The 17,087-nt window shown below is 62.8% G+C and carries 16 protein-coding genes; 11 read left to right on the top strand and 5 right to left on the bottom strand.

Annotation, left to right across the window (positions count from 1 at the left end; genetic code table 11):
• Nucleotides 1-3 precede the first annotated feature (3 nt).
• The 6 genes from AC07XM_RS19445 (at nt 4) to AC07XM_RS19420 (ending at nt 7,612) form a co-directional block, all read left to right on the top strand.
• A complete protein-coding gene (locus AC07XM_RS19445; RefSeq protein ID WP_102689726.1) occupies nt 4-1,395 on the top strand; it encodes a sensor histidine kinase in 1,392 nt (463 codons plus the stop codon).
• A gap of 159 nt (nt 1,396-1,554) precedes the next feature.
• Nucleotides 1,555-2,454: a cysteine synthase CysM gene (cysM, locus tag AC07XM_RS19440; protein WP_102689727.1), complete on the top strand. Its 900-nt coding sequence runs from the start codon at nt 1,555-1,557 to the stop codon at nt 2,452-2,454.
• Complete coding sequence (gene rlmD / locus AC07XM_RS19435) at nt 2,455-3,813, top strand: 23S rRNA (uracil(1939)-C(5))-methyltransferase RlmD (RefSeq protein WP_102689728.1); 1,359 nt, start codon at nt 2,455-2,457, stop codon at nt 3,811-3,813. It begins immediately after the preceding gene.
• 96 nt (nt 3,814-3,909) lie between these two features.
• A complete protein-coding gene (gene relA / locus AC07XM_RS19430; RefSeq protein ID WP_016485261.1) occupies nt 3,910-6,150 on the top strand; it encodes a GTP diphosphokinase in 2,241 nt (746 codons plus the stop codon).
• 62 nt (nt 6,151-6,212) lie between these two features.
• On the top strand, nt 6,213-7,046 hold the full coding sequence (gene mazG, locus AC07XM_RS19425; RefSeq protein ID WP_016485262.1) for a nucleoside triphosphate pyrophosphohydrolase: 834 nt from the start codon (nt 6,213-6,215) through the stop codon (nt 7,044-7,046).
• Between the two features lie 26 nt (nt 7,047-7,072).
• Nucleotides 7,073-7,612, top strand: coding sequence for a DUF2058 domain-containing protein (locus tag AC07XM_RS19420; RefSeq protein WP_016485263.1), 540 nt, complete (start codon nt 7,073-7,075; stop codon nt 7,610-7,612).
• 44 nt (nt 7,613-7,656) lie between these two features.
• On the opposite strand, the gene AC07XM_RS19415 is transcribed toward AC07XM_RS19420, so the two are convergent.
• The 4 genes from AC07XM_RS19415 to purM all read right to left on the bottom strand — a co-directional run bounded on the left by AC07XM_RS19415 (nt 7,657) and on the right by purM (nt 10,452).
• A complete protein-coding gene (locus AC07XM_RS19415; RefSeq protein ID WP_016485264.1) occupies nt 7,657-7,839 on the bottom strand; it encodes a hypothetical protein in 183 nt (60 codons plus the stop codon).
• A 182-nt stretch (nt 7,840-8,021) separates the two neighbouring features.
• Nucleotides 8,022-8,732, bottom strand: coding sequence for a DUF3108 domain-containing protein (locus AC07XM_RS19410; RefSeq protein ID WP_016485265.1), 711 nt, complete (start codon nt 8,730-8,732; stop codon nt 8,022-8,024).
• An 8-nt stretch (nt 8,733-8,740) separates the two neighbouring features.
• Nucleotides 8,741-9,394 (bottom strand): phosphoribosylglycinamide formyltransferase, encoded by a 654-nt coding sequence (purN, locus tag AC07XM_RS19405; RefSeq protein ID WP_016485266.1) that lies wholly within the window; start codon nt 9,392-9,394, stop codon nt 8,741-8,743.
• Nucleotides 9,394-10,452 (bottom strand): phosphoribosylformylglycinamidine cyclo-ligase, encoded by a 1,059-nt coding sequence (purM, locus tag AC07XM_RS19400; protein WP_016485267.1) that lies wholly within the window; start codon nt 10,450-10,452, stop codon nt 9,394-9,396. The genes purN and purM overlap by 1 nt, the downstream gene beginning before the upstream one ends.
• A gap of 436 nt (nt 10,453-10,888) precedes the next feature.
• Here purM and AC07XM_RS19395 point away from each other — a divergent pair, with 436 nt between their 5' ends.
• From AC07XM_RS19395 to AC07XM_RS19375, 5 genes are all read left to right on the top strand, one after another.
• Complete coding sequence (locus tag AC07XM_RS19395; protein ID WP_102689729.1) at nt 10,889-11,956, top strand: DUF2066 domain-containing protein; 1,068 nt, start codon at nt 10,889-10,891, stop codon at nt 11,954-11,956.
• Nucleotides 11,957-11,968: 12 nt separating this feature from the next.
• The gene (locus tag AC07XM_RS19390; protein WP_016485269.1) at nt 11,969-13,042 is read left to right on the top strand and encodes an AI-2E family transporter; all 1,074 of its coding nucleotides are present in this window, start codon (nt 11,969-11,971) and stop codon (nt 13,040-13,042) included.
• 252 nt (nt 13,043-13,294) lie between these two features.
• A complete protein-coding gene (gene hda / locus AC07XM_RS19385) occupies nt 13,295-14,002 on the top strand; it encodes a DnaA regulatory inactivator Hda (protein WP_016485270.1) in 708 nt (235 codons plus the stop codon).
• A 126-nt stretch (nt 14,003-14,128) separates the two neighbouring features.
• Nucleotides 14,129-14,782, top strand: a complete 654-nt coding sequence (locus AC07XM_RS19380) for a C40 family peptidase (RefSeq protein WP_016485271.1) — start codon at nt 14,129-14,131, stop codon at nt 14,780-14,782.
• A gap of 139 nt (nt 14,783-14,921) precedes the next feature.
• Nucleotides 14,922-15,455, top strand: coding sequence for a C40 family peptidase (locus tag AC07XM_RS19375; RefSeq protein ID WP_016485272.1), 534 nt, complete (start codon nt 14,922-14,924; stop codon nt 15,453-15,455).
• Nucleotides 15,456-15,512: 57 nt separating this feature from the next.
• Here AC07XM_RS19375 and AC07XM_RS19370 read toward each other — a convergent pair whose 3' ends face one another.
• Entirely contained in the window at nt 15,513-16,820 is a 1,308-nt protein-coding gene (locus AC07XM_RS19370; RefSeq protein WP_102690332.1) for a PQQ-dependent sugar dehydrogenase, read from the bottom strand.
• Nucleotides 16,821-17,087: the final 267 nt, after the last annotated feature.

Here is a 17,087-nt window from a genome sequence, read left to right as displayed (position 1 = left end):
CCCATGCTTGACCGCCATTCGCTGTTCTGGAAACTGGCCATCCTGCTGGTGGGCTTCTGCCTGCTGATGATCGGCCTCAGTTACACCTGGGGCCGGCACATGGAAATCCAGAATGCCTTCCTCTCGGAGCCGGCGCGGCAGGTGTTGCGTGGCTATGCCGGCGAGGCTGAACAGGCCTGGCGCAGCGGCGGCCGGGCAGGGCTTGACCAGTGGGTGGCGACGATGCACCAGCGCGAACGGGGCTGGGTTGGCGTGCTCGATATCAACCTGAGGCCGCTCGACAGCGCCACCCTCGACCCGCAGATCATGCAGCGGCTGACGCGCCTGCGGGGTGTCGACTGGCCGATGAGCCGGCGCAGCGTCGACCAGCCGTGGGTACGTATACCGTTCCCGGGGGCGCCTGAGCAGGGCATGGTGGTGATCGAACTGCCACAGCGGTTCAATCCGGACCAGTACCGGTTGCTGTGGCGCATCGTCACCAACGGCGTCATCCCTGGCCTGTTCACCTTGCTGTTGTGCGTGGGCCTGTACCGCATGTTGATCGTGCCGCTGAATCAGCTTCGCGAGCAGGCCAATGCCTGGCGCGCCGATCAGTTATCGGCTCGCCTCGACTCGCGCACTATCGCACGCCATGACGAGCTGGGCGAACTGGCCCGCGCCTTTGACCAGATGGCCGAGCGCCTGCAGGGCACGGTGGCCATGCAGCAGCAGTTGCTGCGCGACCTGTCCCACGAAATGCGCACACCGCTGAGCCGCTTGCGGGTGGCATGCGACGGCGAAACCGACCTGCAGCGCCTGCGCGAACGCCTGACCCGTGAAGTGGACTGCATGCAGCAGTTGGTGGAGGACACCCTGCAGTTGGCCTGGCAGGACGCCGAACGTGCGCCGATGAACCTGGAGCCCATCGAAGTCCACGCGCTTTGGGAACTGCTGGCAGAGAATGCCAGCTACGAAAGCGGCTGGTCTCCCGCGCGCCTGCGCTGCGAAGTACCGGCCGACTGTTGGGTGCAGGGCAACCTCAACCACTTGGCCCAGGCACTGGAAAACATCTTGCGCAACGCCATTCGTCACTCGCCGGCCGAGGGGGTGGTGCGGCTGGGTGGTCAGCCCGAAGGCAGTTATTGGCGGCTGTGGCTGGAGGACGAGGGCGGCGGTGTGGCTGAAGAAGACCTGGAGCGGATCTTCGCCCCGTTCTCGCGGCTGGACGGTTCTCGGCCGGGGGATGGGGGGTTCGGCCTGGGCTTGAGCATCGCCCGCAGTGCCATTCAGCGCCAAGGCGGCACTTTGTGGGCGCAGAATGGCAAGCGTGGGCTGCGGCTGTGGATGAGGTTGCCGTTACATGCGCCGGCCCCTTCGCGGGTAAACCCGCTCCCACAGGGTCACCACTACGCTTGAGGCCAGTGGAGTACCTGTGGGAGCGGGTTTACCCGCGAAGAAGCCCGCACAGGTTCGCGTTATAGCTTGTAGCTATATACACCACAGATTGCGTGATATGGCCGCGAAGGGTTTGCCGGTATGATAGGCGCCCCTGCCGTCCGGATTGTGAAATACACCATGACCTTGCAGTACCCAACCATCGCCGATTGCGTCGGCAATACGCCCCTGGTTCGCCTGCAGCGCATTGCTGGTGAAACCAGCAACACCCTCCTGCTCAAGCTCGAAGGTAACAATCCTGCCGGCTCGGTGAAGGACCGCCCGGCGCTGTCGATGATCACCCGCGCCGAATTGCGTGGCCAGATCAAGCCCGGCGACACCCTGATCGAAGCCACGTCCGGCAATACCGGTATTGCCCTGGCAATGGCGGCGGCGATCAAGGGCTACAAGATGATCTTGATCATGCCCGACAACTCCACCGCCGAGCGCAAGGCCGCCATGACCGCCTACGGCGCCGAGCTGATCCTGGTGACCAAGGAGGAGGGTATGGAAGGCGCCCGCGACCTGTCCGAGAAACTGCAAGCCGAAGGCCGCGGCCTGGTGCTTGACCAGTTCGCCAACGGCGACAATCCGATTGCCCACTACAACAGCACCGGCCCTGAGATCTGGCAGCAGACACAGGGCAGCATCACCCATTTTGTCAGTTCCATGGGCACTACCGGCACCATCATGGGTTGCTCGCAATACCTCAAGGAGCAGAACCCGGCGGTGCAGATCATCGGCCTGCAACCGATGGAAGGCTCGGCTATCCCGGGCATTCGCCGCTGGCCCGAGGAATACCTGCCGAAAATCTTCGACGCCACCCGTGTCGACCGTGTGGTCGACATGTCGCAGCAGGAAGCCGAAGACACCACCCGCCGCCTTGCCCGTGAAGAGGGCATTTTCTGCGGCGTGTCCTCTGGTGGTGCGGTTGCAGCCATGCTGCGCCTCTCCCGCGAGGTGGAAAATGCCGTGATGGTTGCCATCATCTGCGACCGCGGCGACCGTTACCTGTCCACCGGCCTGTTTGATCCGAGCTAAATGTCCAAGAAAAAAAGCAACAGCGGCCTGCGCTTCCAGCCGGCCGGCGGCAACCGCACCCCCCAGGTCCCCGTGGGCAAGAAGCAGCGCCTGGACATCGAGCGCCTGGCCGGTGACGGCCGTGGCATCGCCTTCCTTGACGGGCGCACCTGGTTCGTCAGTGGTGCCCTTGCCGGTGAGGCCGTGGAGGCGCGGGTGCTCAACGCCCGTGGCAAAGTGGTCGAGGCCCGCCTGGAGCGGCTGCTGCAGGCCAGCCCCGAGCGCCGTGAGGCGCCGTGCCGCCATTATGCGCGCTGTGGTGGCTGCAACCTGCAGCACCTGCCCCATGAAGCGCAGCTGGCACTCAAGCAGCGCACCCTTGCCGAGCAACTGCAGCGGGTGGCCGGCGTGCAACCCGAGGAATGGGCCGCGCCCCTGAGCGGGCCGGAATTCGGCTACCGGCGCCGGGCCCGTGTGGCCGTGCGCTGGGACGTCAAGGCGCGTCAGCTGGAGGTGGGCTTCCGTGCCGAAGCCAGCCAGGACATTATTGCCATCGGCGATTGCGCGGTGCTGGTACAGCCCTTGCAATCGATTTTGCGTCACTTGCCGACGGTGCTGCGCTCGTTGAGCAAACCGCAGGCGGTGGGCCATGTGGAACTGTTCAGCGGTACCGCCGAGGCGGTGTTGGTGCGCCACGTCGCGCCGCTGCCGGCAGACGACCTGGCAAAGCTGCAGGCGTTCTGCGAACAGGCCAATGCCCAGCTGTGGCTGCAGGGTGAAGATGAGCCGGCGCCGGTGGACCCTGCCGCACAACTGGGCTTTGCCCTGGCGCCGTGGCAGCTGGAACTGGCCTGGCGCCCTGGTGACTTCGTGCAGGTGAATGCCCAGGTCAACACGGCGATGATCGAGCAGGCCCTGGCCTGGCTGGCACCGCAAGCCGACGAGCGGGTGCTTGACCTGTTCTGCGGCTTGGGCAACTTTGCCCTGCCGCTGGCCCGCAAGGCGCGCGAGGTAGTGGCGGTAGAAGGTGTTCAGGCCATGGTCGATCGGGCCGCGGCCAATGCCCGGAACAACAATGTGCATAACGCACGGTTTTTTCAGGCCGATTTATCGCAGCCTTTGGCAGGCACCGGATGGGCCGCCGAAGGCTTTTCTGCGGTACTCTTGGATCCACCGCGCGACGGTGCGTTCGAGGTGGTGCAAGGCATCGCACGCCTCAAGGCCAAACGGCTGGTCTACGTATCGTGCAACCCGGCCACGCTGGCGCGAGACGCGCAGGTGCTGGTCGGCCAGGGGTACCGGTTAAAAAGGGCCGGGATTCTCGACATGTTTCCTCAAACGGCGCATGTCGAGGCCATGGCGTTATTCGAAGCGGGCTAGCAGAGTGGCCCCTTGGTGCGGCTTCCATGGAATGGTTGCCGTACGGTGATCTCCAGCGCTCCCGCGTGGCGCGCTGTATGGAAAGGTAAAACAAAGATGGTACAGGTGAGAGTGCACCAGCCGGTCAACACCGACGGCAGTATCAATCTCGAAGGATGGTTGGACCATGTGGTAAGCGTCGATTCGGCACTGGATCGCGCAGCGCTCAAAGAAGCCTGCGAGTTTGCCCATGAGATCGAGAAGAAGGGCAACCCGGCCAAGCATTCCTGGGCGGACGGTACGTCCAGTTTCCAGGCAGGCCTGGAAATTGCCGAAATTCTGGCAGACCTCAAGCTTGACCAGGACTCCCTGGTGGCAGCGGTCATCTACCGTTCGGTACGCGAAGGCAAAGTGACCCTGGCCGAGGTCAGCCAGCGGTTCGGGCCGGTGGTGTCCAAGCTGATCGACGGCGTGTTGCGCATGGCGGCCATCAGCGCCAGTCTCAGCCCGCGGCAGTCGTTGGTGCTGGGTTCGCAGGCGCAGGTCGAGAACCTGCGCAAGATGCTCGTGGCCATGGTCGACGATGTGCGTGTGGCACTGATCAAGCTGGCCGAGCGTACCTGTGCAATCCGTGCGGTCAAGGCCGCCGACGACGAGAAACGCCTGCGTGTCGCGCGTGAGGTGTTCGACATCTATGCGCCGCTGGCGCACCGCCTGGGTATCGGCCACATCAAGTGGGAGCTGGAAGACCTGTCTTTCCGCTACCTCGAACCCGACCAGTACAAGCAGATCGCCAAACTGCTGCACGAACGCCGGCTGGACCGCGAACGCTTCATCAGCGACGTGATGAACCAGTTGCAGAACGAGCTGCTGGCCACGGGCGTCAATGCCGACATCAGCGGCCGGGCGAAGCATATCTATTCGATCTGGCGCAAGATGCAGCGCAAAGGCCTGGAATTCAGCCAGATCTACGACGTGCGTGCAGTGCGTGTGCTGGTGCCGGAAATTCGCGACTGCTACACCGCGCTGGGTATCGTGCACACGCTGTGGCGGCACATCCCCAAAGAGTTCGACGACTACATCGCCAACCCCAAGGAAAACGGCTACCGCTCGCTGCACACCGCAGTGATCGGCCCCGAGGGCAAGGTGCTGGAGGTGCAGATCCGCACCCACGGCATGCATGAAGAGGCCGAGCTGGGGGTTTGCGCCCACTGGCGCTACAAGGGCACCGACGTCAAGCCCAGCTCCAACCATTACGAAGAGAAGATCTCCTGGCTGCGCCAGGTGCTGGAATGGCACGAAGAGTTGGGCGACATCGGTGGCCTGGTCGATCAGTTGCGGGTCGACATCGAGCCGGACCGGGTCTATGTGTTCACCCCTGACGGCCACGCCATCGACTTGCCCAAGGGCGCGACCCCGCTGGACTTCGCCTACCGTGTGCACACCGAGATCGGCCACAACTGCCGGGGTGCCAAGATCAACGGCCGTATCGTGCCGCTGAACTACAGCCTGCAGACCGGTGAGCAGGTGGAGATCATCACCAGCAAGCACGGCAACCCCAGCCGTGACTGGTTGAACTCCAACCTGGGCTACGTCACCACCTCGCGGGCGCGGGCAAAGATCGTGCACTGGTTCAAGCTGCAGGCGCGCGACCAGAACGTAGCCGCCGGCAAAACCCTGCTCGAACGCGAGCTCAGCCGCCTGGGTTTGCCGCAGGTGGACTTCGAGCGCCTGGCAGAGAAGACCAACGTCAAGACTGCCGAGGACATGTTCGCCTCGCTTGGCGCGGGCGACCTGCGCCTGGCCCACCTGGTCAACGCCGCCCAGCAATTGCTGGAGCCCGAGCGTATCGAGCAGATCGAACTGGTCCCGCGCAAACCTACCGGGCCGCGCAGCGGCAAGCGTGGCGACATCCAGATTCAGGGGGTCGGCAACCTGCTGACGCAGATGGCCGGCTGCTGCCAGCCGCTGCCGGGCGACGCCATCGTCGGTTATATCACCCAGGGCCGTGGCGTGAGTATCCACCGCCAGGATTGCGCCTCGGTGCTGCAGCTGGCGGGCAAGGAGCCGGAGCGCATGATCCAGGTGAGCTGGGGGCCGATCCCGGTGCAGACCTATCCGGTCGACATCGTTATCCGTGCCTACGACCGCCCGGGGTTGCTGCGCGACGTGTCGCAGGTGCTGCTGAACGAGAAGATCAACGTGCTGGCGGTGAACACCCGATCGAACAAGGAAGACAACACTGCGTTGATGTCGCTGACCATCGAGATTCCAGGCCTGGATGCGCTGGGGCGCCTGCTGGGGCGGATTTCGCAGTTGCCGAACATCATCGAGACGCGGCGTAATAGAACCCCTTGAGATTGCGTGGCCTTCTTCGCGGGCAAGCCTGCGAAGAAGCCACTGCCGAAGGACCTGTCTAGATGACCTACACCCTCGAAGACCTGCTGCACCTCATGGCCCGCCTGCGCGACCCGCAATATGGCTGCCCGTGGGATCTTCAGCAGAACTACGCGAGTATCGTTGCGCACACCATCGAAGAAGCCTACGAAGTCGCCGACACCATCGAGCGCGGCGATTTCGAGCACCTGCAGGGTGAGCTGGGCGACTTGCTGTTCCAGGTGGTCTACTACAGCCAACTGGCCCGGGAAGAGGGCCGTTTCGAGTTCGATGGCGTGGTCGACAGCATCACCCGCAAGCTGATCCGCCGCCACCCACATGTATTCCCTACCGGCGAGCTGTATGCGCCGCTGGATACGCCCAGCCTGAACGAGGCCCAGGTCAAGTCACGCTGGGAAGAGATCAAGGCCCAGGAGCGGGCCGAGAAAAGCACACCCGAGCAACTGTCGTTGCTCGACGATGTACCGTCAGCCTTGCCGGCCCTGTCGCGGGCAGCCAAACTGCAAAAGCGTGCGGCCACGGTCGGTTTCGACTGGCCTGCTGCATTGCCGGTGCTGGACAAGGTGCGCGAAGAGCTGGATGAAGTGCTTCAGGCCATGGCCGACGGTGATGCCGATGCGCTTGAAGACGAGGTGGGCGACCTGCTGTTCGCCGCCGTCAACCTGGCCCGCCACCTCAAGCAAGACCCGGAAAACGCCCTGCGCCGCGCCAACCGCAAGTTCGAGCGACGTTTCCGTTTTATCGAACAGGCGTTGCGCGACAGTGGCCGCCCCATTGAAGATTGTGACCTTGACGAACTGGACGCCCTTTGGGGTGAAGCCAAGCGTCAGGAAAAGAACCTGCCCAGCTGCGGCTGAGCTGTTGCATAAGTGAGTGAACATTCATGAGCCTTTCCCTTCGCGACCAATTGCTCAAAGCCGGTCTGGTCAACCAGAAACAGGTCTCGCAGACCAACAAAGCTGAAAAGAAACAGAAGCGCATGGAGCACAAAGGCCAGGTCGAAGTCGACGACAGCCAACAGCGCATTGCCAAGGAAGCCATGGCCGAAAAGGTCAAGCGCGACCAGGAGCTGAATCGCCAGCAGCAGGAAAAGGCTGAGCAAAAGGCCCGTGCCGCGCAGGTCAAGCAATTGATCGAAGCCACGCGCCTGCCCAAGCTGAACACCGAGGACTACTACAACTTTGTCGACGACAAGAAGGTCAAGCGCATTGCTGTCAATGCCCTGATGCGGACCAAGTTGAGTAACGGCGCACTGGCGGTCGTGGCCCATGCCGGCGGCTACGAGGTCATTCCTCGTGAGGCGGCGGTCAAGATCCAGGAGCGCGACCCCAACCGCATTCTGCTGCTCAACACCCATGTCGAGGAAGCGGACGAGGATGACCCGTACGCGGCCTACAAGATCCCGGACGATCTGATGTGGTAAAAACCAAAAACCCCGCCTTGGCGGGGTTTTTTATTTGAAGAGGGCTACTGCGTGGTGCGCTGGCTTTCCAGGTCTTCCAGCTCTGCGCGGTACTGGTGTGCTTCGTGTTCATTGTGGAACATGCCCACCAGTTGGCCTTGTTGGTGCACATCCCAGATCCGCACGCCAGCGGCCAGGCCTTCGTGGGACATTTTCGATTCGTCGCGTTCGGTTACTTGGACTGTCATCGGTAAACTCCACTTCTTCAGTTGGCTGCGACAGTGTGTCGCACACCCTCTTTATAGAGTTTGTTAGCAGGCTAAGTAAATAAAACGGGCATGAAACAAGTTTCATGAAGCGATGGCGGTGCAGGGCAGGCACAAAAAGCCCCGCACTGAGCGGGGCTTCGGGTGCTGCTGGCAGTGCGGGGTCAGTTGCCCTTCACCGGCTTGCCATCGACCGTGCCATCCTGCAGCACGATCACATACTCCTTGCCATCAGTCTCGACCTGGCGCAGTTGCACCAGCAGGTAGTCCCAACTCTTGGCGAACCACAGCTCGGTGATGCGTTTACTCTGGCTTGGGTCGCGCACGCGCTCGACCTTCACGGCATCGACCTGGCCGGTCTTGGTGGTGACCTTTTCGGTACCCAGTACACGGAAGTCGTAGGTGTCGATCTCGTCACCGTCGACCACCTGGTAGGTCATGCTCTTCTTGCCGGCCGCCACGTCATGCTGCAGCGCCAGCTGGTAGGACGACTTGTCCAGCACGCCGCGGATCAGTGGCAGGTTGATGGCATCGCCACGGTCGCTGCCGGTGACCTTCTTGCCGGTCCAGTCGAAGTTCAGGTCGACCTTCTTGGCTTTGCCCAGGCCGCCGCGCTCGAAATGGTACTTCTGCGGCAGCAGGGTGTCGTTTTCCAGGCGCAGGGTGCTTTGCTCGGTCAGGCTGGCGATCATCATGGAAGCCTTGAAGTTAAGGTCCCAGGTACCGTTGGCATTCTTGACCAGGCTGCGCTCGGCGGTGCCACTCATGGGCAGCTGCTTCCAGTCGGCGGTGTAGCTGGCCGAGAAAGGCTTGAGGTCAGCTGCCTGGAGGGGCAGGGCAAGCACGGCAAGAGCCAAGAGCAGGGCGCGACGCATAAATTCTCCTAGGATCGAATCAAGTGGCCGCTGGCCGCCAGCGGCTGGCCATCCAGTAATGCACCCTGTTCGCCAAGGCGCAAGCGCCCTTCAGCGAACCAGCGCACTGCCAGCGGATAGATCAGGTGTTCCTGATGGTGTACCCGCTGGGCCAGGCTTTCGACGGTGTCGTCAGACGCAACCGGTACCACAGCCTGTACGACCAGTGGGCCGCCATCGAGTTCCTCCGTCACGAAGTGTACGCTGCAGCCATGTTCGGCGTCGCCTGCCTCAAGCGCCCGGCGATGGGTATGCAGGCCCTTGTATTTGGGCAGCAACGACGGGTGAATGTTGAGCAGGCGGCCTTGATAGTGGCGCACAAAGCCGCCACTGAGGATGCGCATGAAACCGGCCAGCACCACCAGGTCGGGAGCGAAGCCGTCGATGCGCGCCATCAGCGCGGCATCGAAGGCCTCACGGCCGTCGAACTGGGTGTGGTCGAGCACGACGGTGTCGATGCCGGCCGCCGCTGCGCGTTGCAGGCCGTAGGCATCGGCGCGGTTGGAAACCACCGCACGGATGCGCACCGGGCTGTCCTGGCCTTGGCAGCTGTCAATCAGGGCTTGCAGGTTGCTGCCGGAGCCCGACAGCAACACCACTACATTGCAGGTCTTGCTTGGCATCAGTGTGCCTTGAGGTTTTGCAGCTCGACCTGGGCGGCGCCTTCGGCGGCTTCGGCGATGTGGCCGATCACCCATGGCTGCTCACCGGCGGCGCGCAGTTCGTTCAGCGCAGCTTCGACCTGATCCTGGGCTACGCAAATGACCATGCCCACGCCGCAGTTCAGCACACGGTGCATCTCATGCTCGTCGACGTTGCCTTTTTCCTGCAGGAAGTCGAACACCACCGGGCGCTGCCAGCTGGCTACGTCAACCACGGCCTGGGCGTTTTTCGGCAGTACGCGCGGGATGTTGTCCAGCAGGCCGCCACCGGTGATGTGGGCCATGGCCTTCACGGCACCGGTGTTCTTGATCAGCTGCAGCAGCGGCTTGACGTAGATGCGGGTAGGCGCCATCAGCAGGTCGGTCAGCGGTTTGCCGTCCAGCTGGGTGTTCTCGATGTCGGTGGCGGACACTTCGAGGATCTTGCGGATCAGCGAATAGCCGTTGGAGTGCGGGCCCGAAGACGGCAGGGCGATCAGCGCGTCGCCAGTGGCAACCTTGGAGCCGTCGATGATCTCGGCCTTTTCCACCACGCCGACGCAGAAGCCGGCCAGGTCGTAGTCTTCGCCTTCGTACATACCAGGCATTTCGGCGGTTTCACCACCCACCAGCGAGCAACCAGCCAGTTCGCAACCGGCGCCAATGCCGGTAACCACGGTGGCGGCCACGTCAACATTCAGTTTGCCGGTGGCGTAGTAGTCGAGGAAGAACAGTGGCTCGGCACCGCACACCACCAGGTCGTTGACGCACATGGCGACCAGGTCCTGGCCGATGCTGTCGTGCTTGTTCAGGTTCAGCGCCAGGCGCAGCTTGGTGCCGACGCCGTCGGTGCCGGAGACCAGTACTGGCTGCTTATAGCCGGCCGGGATCTCGCAGAGGGCGCCGAAGCCGCCCAGGCCACCCATGACTTCAGGGCGTGCGGTGCGTTTTGCCACGCCCTTGATGCGTTCGACCAGTGCTTCGCCGGCGTCGATGTCTACACCGGCGTCCTTGTAGCTCAGGGAGGGTTGCTTGCTCATTGATCCAGGCCTTTAGGAGGGAGGGATTCTTAAAAACGACCATGACGGCCAAGACCGGCGGGTAAGCGGCGGCTGCCTGAAACGTCAGTGGTCTGTGAAGGCGCGCGATTTTATCAGGGTTGCCGGGCAGCGGCCATCCTCAGGCCGACGGGCAGGGCATGAAAATGGCTATCTTGCCGGACAAACAGGGCGGTTGAGCGCTCAGGCACAAGCGACATTGGCCCGAAACAGATCCAGGCGCGAACTTCGCTTGCGATGTGTCGAGCGGGCGGCGCTCGCTCGCCCAGGCACTGAACCTGTCGTGGCGAACACCTGTCCGACCCGGCGCACGCTCCCGACAACACCCCGCAACCAATCTTTCACCCTCTCACGACTGGTTACCTTGCGCCCCCGTGTATAAGGTATAGACATTGCGGTAACTGGACAGGAATCCTCCATGCGTTTGTTCAATATTCTGGCAACCGGTTGCCTGGCCCTGATCTCGGCCACTGCCTTGGCTGAAAATGTTTCCGGCCTTTATCAGGTGCGCGAGCCGGTCACCGGGCAGGGCGCCGAAGCCCGTACCGCTGCCACCGCCAAAGCCCTCGACACGCTGGTGCTGCGCCTGACCGGCGACCCAAAGGCAGCGCAGAGCCCGGCGTTGGCCGACCTGCGCAAGGATCCGCAGCAAATCATCAACCAGGTCGGCAGCGAAGCCGGCCCGCCCGAGTCTGTGCTGGTCGAGTTCGACCCGGGTAGTACCGAGCGCGCCCTGCGCAAGGCCGGCCTCGCGCTGTGGGGTAGCAATCGGCCATCGATTCTCGGCTGGTGGCTGAATGACAGCGTCGAAGGCAGTAGCCTGGTCGGTGATGGTCAGGCCAGCGCCCAGCCTTTGCGTCGTGCCGCCCAGCACCGTGGTCTGCCGCTGCGCCTGCCACTGGCCGACCTGCAGGAGCAACTGGTGGCCAATGCCAAGCAGATCGAAGGCAGCGACCCGGCCCCACTGCGCGAGGCCTCTGAACGCTACGGCGCCGACGCCTTGCTGGCGGTACATGCCCAGGAAGCCGACGGAAAGTGGCAGGGCAAGTGGCAGTTGTGGCTGGGCGACCAGCGTGAGCAGGGCACGGCCGAGGGGGCCGACCCGGTAGCCTTGGCCGATGCGGTGATGTTGGCGGTAAGCAGCCGTCTGGCGCCGCGTTATGTCGCCCGTCCGGGCGCCAGCAGCCAGATGCAGGTGCAAGTGCAGGGGATGAGCCTGCAGCGTTATGCCGAGCTTGCCCGTGTGCTTGAGCCTTACGGCCCGCGCCTGCAGATGGCCGAAGGCACCACCCTGACCTATGGCGTGACCGGCAACCGCGAGCAATTGCGTGCCCAGCTTGGCCTGGCCAAGTTGCAGGAACTGCCTGCCGACCAGGCGCCCGCAATGCCCCCCGCACCAGCCCCGTCTGCGAGTGCAACGGGTGAGCAACCCGCGCCGGCCACACCTGCGCCCAAGCCGTTCGACGGCCTGCGTTTTCGCTGGTAAGAGGAGCATACCGTGACCGATGTTCGTCGCTGGATCTGGCTGGGTGTTGCTCTGCTGATCGCTGTGCTGCTTTATAGCTTGCACAATATCCTTACGCCGTTCCTGGTAGGCATCCTGCTGGCCTACCTGGCCGACCCGCTGGTTGACCGCCTCGAGCGCTTGGGCCTGTCGCGCACCTGGGGCGTTGTGGTGGTGTTCAGCCTGTTCACCCTGCTGATGCTCGCCCTGTTGTTGGTGCTGGTGCCGATGCTTGCCAAGCAGCTGGTGCGCCTGTACGAACTGGCGCCGCAAATGCTCGATTGGCTCGAACAGGTGGCGCTGCCTTGGGTGCAGGGTCGCCTGGGCCTGGCCGATGGTTTCTGGAAGTTCGACAAGATCAAGGCTGCCATCGGCGCGCACATGGGGCAGACCACCGATATCGTTGGCATGCTGTTGTCTCAGGCCACTGCCTCGAGCCTGGCATTGATGGCCTGGCTGGCGAACATGGTGCTGATCCCTGTGGTGGGTTTTTATCTGCTGCGCGATTGGGACCTGATGATGGGCAAGCTGCGCGGCCTGCTACCGCGCCAGCGTGAACCGCAAGTAGTGGGCCTGGCTGGCGAATGCCATGAAGTGCTGGGGGCATTCGTGCGCGGGCAACTCATGGTGATGGTGGCTTTGGGCATCATCTATTCAGCCGGGCTCATGCTGGTGGGGCTTGAACTCGGCCTGCTGATCGGCATGCTTGCGGGCCTTGCGGCCATCGTGCCTTACATGGGCTTCATCATCGGCATTGGTGCCGCGCTGGTGGCCGGCCTGTTCCAGTTTGGTGGTGACCTGTACCCGATGCTGGGTATCGTTGCGGTGTTCATGGTCGGGCAGGCGCTGGAAGGCATGGTGCTGACCCCGCTGCTGGTAGGCGATCGTATCGGGCTGCACCCGGTGGCGGTGATCTTTGCCATTCTTGCCGGTGGTGAGCTGTTCGGCTTTACCGGGGTGCTGCTGGCCCTGCCGGTGGCGGCGGTGATCATGGTGCTGCTGCGCCATGCCCATGACCTGTACAAAGAATCGGACATGTACGCCGGGGACATTGACCCGGAGCTGTGAGGGACAGGTCTGTGCCAAACCTGTGGGAGCGGGCATGCCCGCCAAGCATGTGACACGGTGCATGGCACCGGCTTTGCCGGTGTTCGCGCACGCGCCCGCTCCCACAGGGATCGATGTCAGCGGCAAAATAGCGCAACTTGTTGATTTTGCTTGTGCTATCCATTGCCGTGATTGTGCGCCCCGCGTTGCGGGTATAGACTTTGCAGATTGTTCACCAAAGGCCCCCTGCGGTCCTGCCGACCGCCCGCGAGCATGAAACCACCGATCCAGTTGCCCCTGGGTGTGCGCCTGCGCGATGACGCCACCTTCATCAACTACTATCCGGGCGCCAATGCTGCGGCATTGGGTTACGTCGAGCGGCTATGCGAAGCCGACGCCGGCTGGACCGAGAGCCTTATCTATCTGTGGGGCAAGCAGGGTGTTGGCCGTAGCCACCTGTTGCAGGCCGCCACCCACCGTTTCCAGCAACGCGGCGAGCCCGCTGTCTACCTGCCATTGGCGCAACTGCTCGATCGGGGTGTGGAGGTGCTCGACTACCTGGCCCAGTACGAGCTCGTGTGCATCGACGACCTGCATGTGATCGCCGGCAAGGCAGACTGGGAAGAGGCCATGTTCCACCTGTTCAACCGCCTGCGCGACAGTGGCCGTCGCCTGTTGCTGGCCGCCTCGGCATCGCCACGGGAGCTGCCGATCAAGCTGCCGGACCTGAAGTCGCGGCTGACCCTGGCGCTGGTGTTTCAGATGCGTGGCTTGTCCGATGAAGACAAGCTGCGTGCCCTGCAGTTGCGTGCTTCGCGCCGCGGCCTGCACCTTACCGACGAAGTCGGCCACTTCATTCTCACCCGCGGTGCGCGCAGCATGAGTGCGCTGTTCGACCTGCTCGAACGCCTCGACCAGGCCTCGCTGCAGGCACAACGCAAGCTGACCATCCCGTTTCTCAAGGAAACCCTGGGCTGGTAACCCCCTGAAAACGCTGGGCCAGAGCGGCAAAACAGAAAAGTCACATCTTTTTCGATAAAATTTGCAAATGGCCATGATAGAGGGCATAGTTTCCCCCTCTAAAGGATTACAGACACGGTCGTGCCCATGCTAAAGCGCTTCGCACCCCTCGTGCCACTCGCACTCGTGACCCTGCTTTTTGGCTGCGCGGCCCAAGGCCCAGCTTCTCATTCAGCGCTGCAGCCCCAGGATCACACCCCGATCGCCGCACAATCGGCAATCAAGGCCAAGGCCTCGCCTTCGTCGGTATTCGGCGAACCGGAAGAGCTGGCCACTGAAGATGACCTGGAGGCTTTCTCCAGCAATAGCAAGCCTTACCAGTTGCCGGTACTGGCGGACAGCATTCTCGAGCGCGGCATGTCGTTGATCGGCACCCGCTACCGCTTCGGTGGTACCTCGGAAAAGTCCGGTTTCGACTGCAGCGGTTTCATCGGCTATCTGTTCCGCGAAGAAGCGGGCATGACCCTGCCGCGTTCCACGCGTGAAATGATCAACGTCGATGCCCCGAAAGTGGCCCGCAACAAGCTCAAGCCAGGTGACCTGCTGTTCTTCAGCACCAACGGCCGCGGTCGTGTGAGCCATGCCGGCATCTACCTGGGTGACAACCAGTTCATCCACTCCAGCAGCCGCCGCAGCGGTGGCGTTCGCATCGACAGCCTCGGTGACCGCTACTGGAGCAAGACCTTCATTGAAGCCAAGCGTGCCTTGGCCATGGCGCCGACCAACATCGCGCGCAACTGATAGCAAAATGATATATCCTGCGGCGGCGGCGATGCTTTGAAAAAAGCTCGCCGCCGTGCGCATTTACAGAAAGCGTCTAATCTAAATTCTCAACTCTTTTCGGCTGCAGCGCAGCGGTCTCAGACAGGATGTTCTGGCCATGATAAAGATGGCGCGCTTTGCATTTCTCTCCCTGGCAGCATTGCTTGCTGCCTGCTCCAGCCGTGCGCCTGCGCCGGCCCCTGTGGTTACGCCGCAGGTTACTTACAGCCAGCCAAGCCCTTCGCCGATTGCCGATGACGTATTGATCCGCGCCATTGGCCTGGTGGGCACGCCCTATCGCTGGGGCGGCAACACCCCGGACTCCGGCTTCGACTGCAGTGGTTTGATCAAATACGTCTACCGTGACGCGGCCGGTATCAGCTTGCCGCGTTCAACGCGGGAGATGATCGTCATGCGTGCACCTACGGTGGATGCCAAGGCACTGCAATCCGGCGACCTGGTGTTCTTTGCCACCAGTGGCGGTTCGCAAGTCAGTCATGCTGGCATTTATGTAGGGGAAGGGCGTTTTGTGCATGCGCCTTCCACGGGTGGCACGGTGCGCCTGGACTATCTGTCCAACAGCTATTGGGCCAAGGCTTACCTTCAAGCCAAGCGTGTGATTCCGCAAGGGCATCTGGCGCAGAACCCCTGATGATCAACGCCTGTAGCAGCGGCCCCGTTCAACGGGGCTGATACAGGCCGCCCGGTTTCAAGGTGCTTTGCTCACCCGCCAGATCACATTGCCGACATCGTCGGCCACCAATACACCGCGTTGCCCATCGTTGATCACGCCCACCGGACGCCCCATCGCCTTGCCCTCTTGGTCGAGAAACCCCGTGAGCAGGTCGATGGGGCGGCCGGCAGGTTTGCCTGAGCGGTCGAAAGGTACGAACAGCACTTTGTAGCCGCTGTGTGGTTTACGGTTCCACGACCCGTGCTGGCCGACCAATGCCCCCTGATCGAAAGGCGGCGGCAGTACACCAGGCTCGGTGAATGCCAGCCCCAGGGATGCGGTATGCGGGCCGACCGCATAGTCTGGCGCCAGGGCCTGGGCCACCTTTTGCGGGGCCTGTGGATGTACCCGGTGATCTACATGCTGCCCGTAGTAGCTGTATGGCCAGCCATAGAAGCCGCCGTCTTTTACCGAGGTGATGTAATCAGGCACCAGGTCGCTGCCGATTTCGTCACGTTCATTGACTGCTGTCCACAAGACGTTGCTGTGTGGCTCCCAGGCCAGGCCGTTGGGGTTGCGCAGGCCGGTGGCGAACAGCCGGTGCTTGCCGCTTGCGGGGTCCACTTCCCAGATAGCGGCGCGGCCTTGCTCCTTCTGCATACCGTTTTCCCCGATGTTGCTGTTCGAGCCAACCGTCACATAAAGCTTCTTGCCATCGGGGCTTGCGATCACGTTCTTGGTCCAGTGATGGTTCAGCGGCCCGCCGGGCAGCACGGTCACCGGGTGGCCTTTATCGGTTATCTGCATGGCGCCCGGTTCATAGTGAAAGCGCAGCAGCCTGTCGGTGTCGGCCACGTACAAGTCCTTGCCCACCAGGGTCATGCCGAAGGGTGAGTTGAGCCCTTCGATGAAAGGGGTGCGAGTTTCTGCCACCCCGTCATGGTCGGCATCGCGCAGCAGGGTTATACGGTTGGCGCTGGGTACGGTCGCGCCGGCGCGTTTCATCGCCTTGTCCATGGCCCAGCCGCGAATGCCCTTGCCATCTTCGGGCTTGGGTGGCGCGTTGGTCTCTGCCACCAGTACATCGCCGTTGGGCAGCAAGTAGAGCCAGCGCGGGTGGTCGAGGCCGCTGGCGAAGGCTTTGACCTGGGTGCCTGGTGCCGGGGTCGGCTTGCTGCCCTTTGGCCAGCCCACTGCAGGGGCGATATTTACGGTGGGGATCAGTGTTGTGACGGGGGTGGGGAGGCGGGGGTTTGGCCCGCTGCCGTCGTTTACGCTCAACAGGGCTGTTTCGCCGCAGCCTGCCAGGCTGGCTGCGATTAACCAAGGCATCAGGCATTTCATGTGCGGCGTGCTCTAAAGAAGCCTGTTGAATTGAGAGGCCGGCTGGGTTCGGCAGGTTCCCCTTGGTTTGCTTGCTCTTGCTCTTGCTCTTGCTCTTGCTCTTGCTCTTGCTTTTGCTTTGGCTTCTAAGCGCGCGGTAGCTCAGGCAACGCAGATTGCGACTTCAGGAGGCCGAGCGCAGGGCTTGCGTAGGGAGGTGACGGGCATGGATGCCCGTCAAGCGCTGGGCCCCAGGATGGGGCCTGCAGCGCGGTCCTCCCGGGAGCA

The organism is Pseudomonas sp. GW460-LB5 (assembly GCF_059423245.1).
Note: the sequence above shows the minus strand (reverse complement) of the source record. Positions and strands in the feature narration are given on the sequence as shown.